Origin of the sequence: Oerskovia rustica, from assembly GCF_014836555.1 — a bacterium.
Classification (GTDB): Bacteria; Actinomycetota; Actinomycetes; order Actinomycetales; family Cellulomonadaceae; genus Oerskovia; species Oerskovia rustica.
Genome location: NZ_JACSQQ010000013.1, coordinates 56,111 through 63,159 on the forward strand (window position 1 = coordinate 56,111; position 7,049 = coordinate 63,159).

Genomic DNA, 7,049 nt, shown 5'->3' on the forward strand with positions numbered 1-7,049 from the left:
GGGGCCCCCGGGGGCGCTCGGGAGCGCTCTGGAGCGGGGACTACGCGTCGAGCCCGCGACGCGTCAGGAGAGGCGCGATCTCCGGGTCGCGGCCACGCAGGTCCGCGAACGCGACCATGGGGTCGACCGAGCCGCCGCGCGCGAGCAGCTTCTTGCGGAACGCGTCGCCGTTGGCCCGGTTGAGGCCACCGTTCTCCTCGAACCACGTCACGGTGTCGGCGTCGAGGACCTCGGACCAGATGTACGAGTAGTAGCCGGCCGAGTAGCCGCCGCCGAACACGTGGTTGAAGTACGTGGTGCGGTAGCGCGGCGGCACGGGCGCGAAGGCGACCCCGGCCGCGTCGAGGGCAGCGGCCTCGAACGGCAGGACGTCGTCGACGCTCGTGGGGACCTGCTCGGGGACGAGCTGGTGCCAGGCCTGGTCGAGCAGCGCGGCCGCGAGGTACTCGGTCGTCCCGAATCCCTCGTTGAACAGGCGCGAGGCGAGCATGGTCCGGGCCCACGCGGCCGGCATCGGCTCGCCCGTGACGTGGTGGACCGCGTAGGACGTGAGGATCGTGGGCTCCCAGGCCCACATCTCGTTGACCTGCGAGGGGTACTCCACGAAGTCGCGCGGCACCTCGGTGCCCGACTGCGACGGGTAGCGCACGTCCGAGAACAGGCCGTGCAGCGCGTGGCCGAACTCGTGGAAGAGGGTGATGACCTCGTCCCACACGAGCAGCGTGGGCTCACCCGCCGGCGGCTTGACGATGTTGAGGTTGTTCACGACGACGGGCGGCTGGTCGAGCAGGTGGTTCTGGTCGACCAGGTTGTTCATCCACGCGCCGCCCCGCTTGGACTCACGCGTGTAGAAGTCCGCGAGGAACAGCCCGAGGCCCTGGTCGGGCTCGCCGACCGGCCCGTCGAAGACCTCGAACACGCGGACGTCGGGGTGGTAGCCCACGAGGTCGGTGCGCTCGGTGAACGAGATGCCGTAGAGCAGGTTCGCGGCCTTGAACACGCCGTCGGTCACGACGCGGTCGAGCTCGAGGTAGGGACGCAGCGCGGCGTCGTCGAGCGAGTAGCGCTCCTTGCGGACCTGCTCGGCGAGGTACGCCCAGTCGGACGCACGCAGCTCCGCGCCGTCGCCGGCCTCGCGGGCGAGCGCGACCTCGAGGTCGCCGGCCTCGCGGCGTGCGTTCGCGACGGCCGCCGGGGCCAGGCGAGAGAGCATCGCGTTGACGGCGTCGGTCGTCTTGGCCGTCGCGTCCTCGGCGATGTACGCCGCGTGGTGGTCGTACCCGAGGAGTCGTGCGTGCTCGGCGCGCAGGCGCGCGAGGTCGAGCACGATCTGGCGCGTGTCGTTGTCGTCGCCCGTCGCGCCGCGCGTCACGGACGCCTGCTGGACGCGCTCACGGGTCTCGCGGCGTGCGAGCGACGCGATGACGCCCTGCTGCGTGGGCAGCTGCATCTCGAGGAGGTACTTGCCCTCGTGCCCGCGGGTCGCGGCCGCTGCGGCCGCCGCGGCGATCGCGTCCTCGGGCAGGCCCTCGAGCTCGGCGGCGTCGTCGACCAGGACGCTCGCGGCGTTCGCGCCCGCGAGGAGCTTGCGTCCGAACGCGGCCTCGAGGGAGGTCAGCTTCCCGTTGAGGTCACGCAGGCGGTCCTGGTCCGCGGCGTCGAGCTCGATGCCCGACCGGCGGAAGTCGACCAGCAGGGTGTGCAGGAGCCAGGCGGTGTCGGCCTCGAGCGTGAGCTCGCCGGCGTCGACGGCGTCCTGGAGGGCACGGACGCGCCCGTAGAGGCGGGCGTCCATGTAGATCGCGTCGTGGTGCGCCGACAGCTCGGGCGCGACGGTCTCCTCGATGTCCTCGAGGCCGGGCGTCGAGTCGGCGCTCGCGACGTTGTAGAAGGCCGTGACCGCGCGGGTCAGGAGCTGGCCCGCGGACTCGAGGGCCTCGAGCGTGTTGGCGACCGTGGGCGCCTCGGGGTTGGTGACGATCTCCTCGACCTCCGCGCGCTCGGCCTCCATGCCGGCGCGGAGGGCGGGGAGGTAGTGCTCCTCGCGGATCGTCGTGAAGTCGGGGAGCTGGTACGGGAGGGTGGACGCCGCGGCGAACGGGTTGGCCGGGTCGAGGGTGCTCGTCATGCGTCCTATCTTCACCCGGCGGGCGCCCGGCTCACGACATCATTCCCGGCGAGGTCAGTGTGCCCGCGTCTGGCCCGCGTGGTCCCCTGCCTCGGCGGACGGCCACGGCTCGACCGGTTCGCGCGGGTCGGCGGCGAGCAGCGTCCCGATCCACGCGTCCCGACGCGTGCCTCGCTGGATGCCGTGGCCCCGTACGGTGCCCTCGACCCGGAACCCGAGGCGCCACGCGACGCGGCGCGAGGCCCAGTTGCCCGTGAACGCGGTCCAGACCATGCGGGACAGCCCCAGCCCCTCGGGGTCGAACGCCCAGTCGACCACGAGGCGGGCGGCCTCCGTCATGAGCCCCTCGCCGCGCGCCTCGGGCGCGAGCCAGTACCCGATCTCGGCCGATCGTTCGTGCGTGGGCGAGGAGTCGAGCGTGATCCCGACCATGCCGAGGGCGGGTCCGTCCGGGGCGTCCGGGCGGCGGATCGCCCACGTGCTCCCGCGGCCCGTGCGCCACGCCTCGGGCACGATGTCCTCGATGAAGGTCGCCGCGTCCGCACGCGTGTAGGGGCTGGGCACCGTGGTCCACGCGGCGATCTCCGCTCCCTGGCAGAGCGCGGTGATGCGGTCGACGTCGGCCGCGGTGGGCATCGCGAGGTGGACGCGTTCGTTGGCGAGGACGAAAGGTTCCATCCGGACAGCATGCCACCGCATGGCGAGGGTCGACAGGGCATTTCGGGAAGCGACCGGCGCTACTCCCCCAGGACGTCCACGACCCGCGCCCACGGCAGCCCGAGCGCGACGGCGACCTGCTCGTTGACGAGCGTCCCGGCCACGGTCGTCAGCCCGGTGCGCAGCAGCGGGACGCTGCGCAGCGCGCTCGTCCCGCCGTCCGCGAGGAGCGCGAGGAACGGCAGGGTCGCGCTCGTCAGGGCGTGCGTGCTGGTCACGGGGACCGCACCCGGCATGTTCGCGACGCAGTAGAACGTGGAGCCGTGCACGCTGAACGTGGGGTCGTCGTGCGTGGTGGGGCGGGAGTCCTCGAAGCAGCCGCCCTGGTCGACGGCGATGTCGACGAGGACCGACCCGGGCTTCATGCGGGACACGAGGTCGTTCGTCACCAGGCGCGGAGCGCGGGCCCCTGCGACGAGGACCGCACCGATCACCAGGTCGGCCGCGAGCACCTCCTGCTCGATCGCGTACGCGCTCGACGCGACGGTCCGCACGTGGCCCGCGAACTCCTGGTCGAGCGCGCGCAGCACGGGCAGCGACAGGTCGAGGATCGTGACCTCGGCACGCATGCCGACCGCGATCTCAGCCGCGTGCCGCCCGGCGGTCCCGCCACCGAGGATCACGACGCGTCCCGGCCTGCTGCCGGGGACGCCGCCGAGCAGCACGCCCGATCCGCCCGCCGGCCGCATGAGGTGGTACGCACCGACCTGGGTCGCCATGCGCCCGGCCACCTCGCTCATGGGAGCGAGGAGCGGCAGGGAGCCGTCGGGTGCCTGGGCGGTCTCGTACGCGACCGCGGTGGTCCCTGCGTCGAGCAGCGCGGCCGTGCCGAGGGGGTCGGCGGCCAGGTGGAGGTAGGCGAACAGCAGCAGGTCGTCGCGCAGCAGCGGGTACTCGCTCGGCACGGGCTCCTTGACCTTGCACACGAGCTCGGCCCGGCCCCAGACCTCCTCGGCCGTGTCCAGGACGTGCGCGCCCGCGAACGCGAAGTCCTCGTCGGAGATGGCCGAGCCGGTCCCTGCACCGGCCTGGACGAGGACCTCGTGGCCGGCGGCGACCAGATGATGGGCGCCCGCAGGGGTCAGCGCGACGCGGTACTCGTTGTTCTTGACCTCGGCAGGTATCCCGATCCTCATGCCGCCAGCGTGTCGCGTGCACGCCGATCGCGCGCGCCGAGGGCCCCGGGAGCGCCCTCGTCGAGGGGTGCGCTCCGCCGTCGGCCCCCGTCCTGGTGCCGAGAACGGGGTTGAGGTCATTCCCGACCGGGAGACGACCTCAACCTCGTTCTCGGCACCCCAGGGCGGCCGGTCAGTCGCCCTTGACGTTGACGATCTGGCGCAACGTGTGGCGGACCTCGACGAGGTCCGCCGCGTCCTGCATGACCCGGTCGATCGACTTGTAGGCCGCCGGGATCTCGTCGATGAACGCGTCGGTGTCGCGGTACTCGATCCCGGCCATGGCCTCACGGAGCTGGTCGTGCGTGAACGTCTTGCGCGCCTTGCTCCGCGAGTACTCGCGCCCCGCGCCGTGCGGTGCGGAGTCGAGCGCGAGCGGGTTCCCCTTGCCCACGACGACGTAGGACGCCGTGCCCATGGACCCCGGGATGAGCCCTGGGTCACCCTCGCGGGCACGGATCGCGCCCTTGCGCGAGACCCACACGTCCTTGCTGAAGTGGTGCTCCTGCTCGGTGAAGTTGTGGTGGCAGTTGATGCGCTCGGCCTCCTCGACCGGGGCGAGCCCCGACCAGGTGTCGAACGCGGCCACGACGCGGTCCATCATCTCCTCGCGGTTGAGCAGGGCGAAGTGCTGGGCCCACCGCAGCTCACGGATGTACGCCCAGAACTCGTCCGTGCCCTCGACGAGGTACGCGAGGTCCTTGTCCGGCAGGTCGATCCAGTACCGGGTCATGAGCTCGCGCGCGACCGCGATGTGGTGCTGCGCGATCTTGTTGCCCACGCCGCGCGACCCCGAGTGGAGGAAGAACCAGACCCGGTCCTCCTCGTCGAGGCTGACCTCGATGAAGTGGTTCCCGGACCCCAGCGACCCAAGCTGCAGGCGCCAGTTCCCGGCGTATCGCGCGGGGTCGAACCCGGCCTTGCCCGCGAGCGCCTCGAGCTCGGCGACGCGGGCCGTCGCGGTGTCGGTCAGGCGCTGGTTGCAGGAGCCGGCGCTCGTCGGCACGGCCTTCTCGATCGCGAGCCGCAGGTCGCGCAGCGCGGTCCCCGCGATGTCGGCGGCCGTGTACCGCGTGCGGACGGCGACCATGCCGCAGCCGATGTCGACGCCGACCGCGGCGGGGATGATCGAGCGCAGCGTCGGGATCACCGAGCCGACGGTCGCGCCCAGGCCCAGGTGGGCGTCGGGCATGAGGGCCAGGTGCGGGTGGACGAACGGCATGGTCGACGTGCGCTCGGCCTGCTCACGCGCACCGTCGTCGAGGATCGAGGCCCAGCTCCACAGGGTCTTGGTCAGGCGGGTCGCCGCGTTCTTCGACGCCCGGGGGTTCGTGGTCATGGCGAGAACTGTGGCAGGTCGCCGGGTGCGGCGGCGAGCGATTTGCGCCGCTCGTCCGGCTGCCGTCGCGCGGGCGCGGGGCGACCGAGGGACGCCGCCTCAAGTAGGCGAGACCACGTGCGCGGGGTGCGCGGCGCCGGCGTCGGGCACATGCCCGACGGCGGGGCCCGCCTCAGGCGTCGGCCGTCGCCTCCTTGTCCTTGCCGGTCGAGCCGCCGTTCGAGGAGCGTTCCTTGCCGGAGAGCGCGATCTCCTTGGCCGTGGGGATCTCCTTCTCCATGGGCGGGTCCTTGCGACGCAGCTTGCTGAACACCGCCCACGCGACCGCGACCAGCGGCACGGACACGACGGCGCCGAGGATCCCCGCGATGAACGTCCCGGATGTCACCGCGAGCGCGACCACGACCGGGTGCAACGAGACCTGCTTGCCCATGACCAGGGGCTGCAGGATGTGTCCCTCGAACTGGCCGATGAGGGCGATGAAGATGCCGACGAGCGCCGCGTTGACGATGCCGTTCGCCGCCAGCGCGACGACCATCGCGATGACCATCGCCGCCGGGGCGCCGATGAGCGGGATGAACGCACCGATGAACACGAGGACCGCGAGCGGCGCCGCGAGGGGCACCCCGAGGACGACCAGGACGATCGCCGCGAGGATCCCGTCGGCGAGGGCGATGATGACCGTGCCCCGGGCGTAGCCGGAGAACGTGTACCACCCGGCGCCCCCGGCCAGCGTCCAGGTCTCGCGCGAGCGCGCCGGGAGCTGGTTGAGGAACCACGTCCACATGTCCTTGCCACGAGCCAGGAAGAAGACCGTGCAGAAGATCGCGAGGGCGAGGACCGCGAACGCCTCGAAGACCGAGCCGGCGCTCGCAGCGGCCTGGCTCGCGATGTCTCCCCCGTGCTCGGTGATCCACTTGCGGCCGTTCTCGATCCAGGTGTCGACGTCGTCGGACGTGATCGTGACGGGGAGCGGGCCGTGCTCCAGGAAGTCGAAGATCTTCTCGATGCCGGTGTTGAACTGCCCGGCGAGGCTCTCCCACTGGCCCGCGACCGAGGTGACGACGTACGTCAGCAGACCGCCCAGCACCAGGAAGGCCGAGAGGAGCGCGAGCCCTGTCGCGAGTCCTCGCGGCATGATCTTGGCGTACCAGTCGGTCACGGGGTTCAGGACGGAGCTGATGACCAGGGCCAGGAAGACCGCGATGAAGACGATCTGCACCTGGGCCGTCGCGTAGAAGACCAGGCCGACCGCCGCGACCAGCAGCAGGATCCGCCACGACCAGCCAGCGCTCGTGCGCAGCCATGTCGGCACCGAGTCGTCGACCCCCACGACCGAGGGGTTGCGGCGTGCGCCCGCGACCTTCTTGGCCGCCGGGCTCAGGCCCGCCAGGTGCTTGACGGACGCCGCCGGGCGGTCCGCCCCGCTCCCCGGGCTCGACGCCGTGACGTCGTCGGGTCCTGCGTCCTTGTCCTCAGCCACGAGCACCCCATCCGCTGTCGGTCCGCCGGTGAAACCACCCCTGACCTGCACCGACCGGTGCGACGGGTCCAGGGACGCTCCCCAGTCTGCCCCACGGGCCGGATGCACGCTCGGTGCCCGAAACGTGTTATGTTTTTCCCCGCAAGGCCCCCGGCGGGAACGCCGGGACCTGACACCTGTCCGGGTGGCGGAATGGCAGACGCGCTA

General features: G+C 72.0%; 5 protein-coding genes. All 5 read right to left on the reverse strand.

Annotation, left to right across the window (positions count from 1 at the left end; genetic code table 11):
• Window positions 1–40: 40 nt before the first annotated feature.
• The gene (locus H9652_RS09435) at window positions 41–2,128 is read right to left on the reverse strand and encodes a M3 family metallopeptidase (protein ID WP_191796001.1); all 2,088 of its coding nucleotides are present in this window, start codon (window positions 2,126–2,128) and stop codon (window positions 41–43) included.
• A 54-nt stretch (window positions 2,129–2,182) separates the two neighbouring features.
• Window positions 2,183–2,806, reverse strand: a complete 624-nt coding sequence (locus H9652_RS09440; RefSeq protein ID WP_191796002.1) for a GNAT family N-acetyltransferase — start codon at window positions 2,804–2,806, stop codon at window positions 2,183–2,185.
• A gap of 59 nt (window positions 2,807–2,865) precedes the next feature.
• On the reverse strand, window positions 2,866–3,981 hold the full coding sequence (gene ald, locus H9652_RS09445) for an alanine dehydrogenase (protein ID WP_191796003.1): 1,116 nt from the start codon (window positions 3,979–3,981) through the stop codon (window positions 2,866–2,868).
• Between the two features lie 172 nt (window positions 3,982–4,153).
• A complete protein-coding gene (locus H9652_RS09450) occupies window positions 4,154–5,359 on the reverse strand; it encodes an RtcB family protein (protein WP_191796004.1) in 1,206 nt (401 codons plus the stop codon).
• 172 nt (window positions 5,360–5,531) lie between these two features.
• Window positions 5,532–6,743 (reverse strand): AI-2E family transporter, encoded by a 1,212-nt coding sequence (locus H9652_RS09455; protein ID WP_225228014.1) that lies wholly within the window; start codon window positions 6,741–6,743, stop codon window positions 5,532–5,534.
• Window positions 6,744–7,049: the final 306 nt, after the last annotated feature.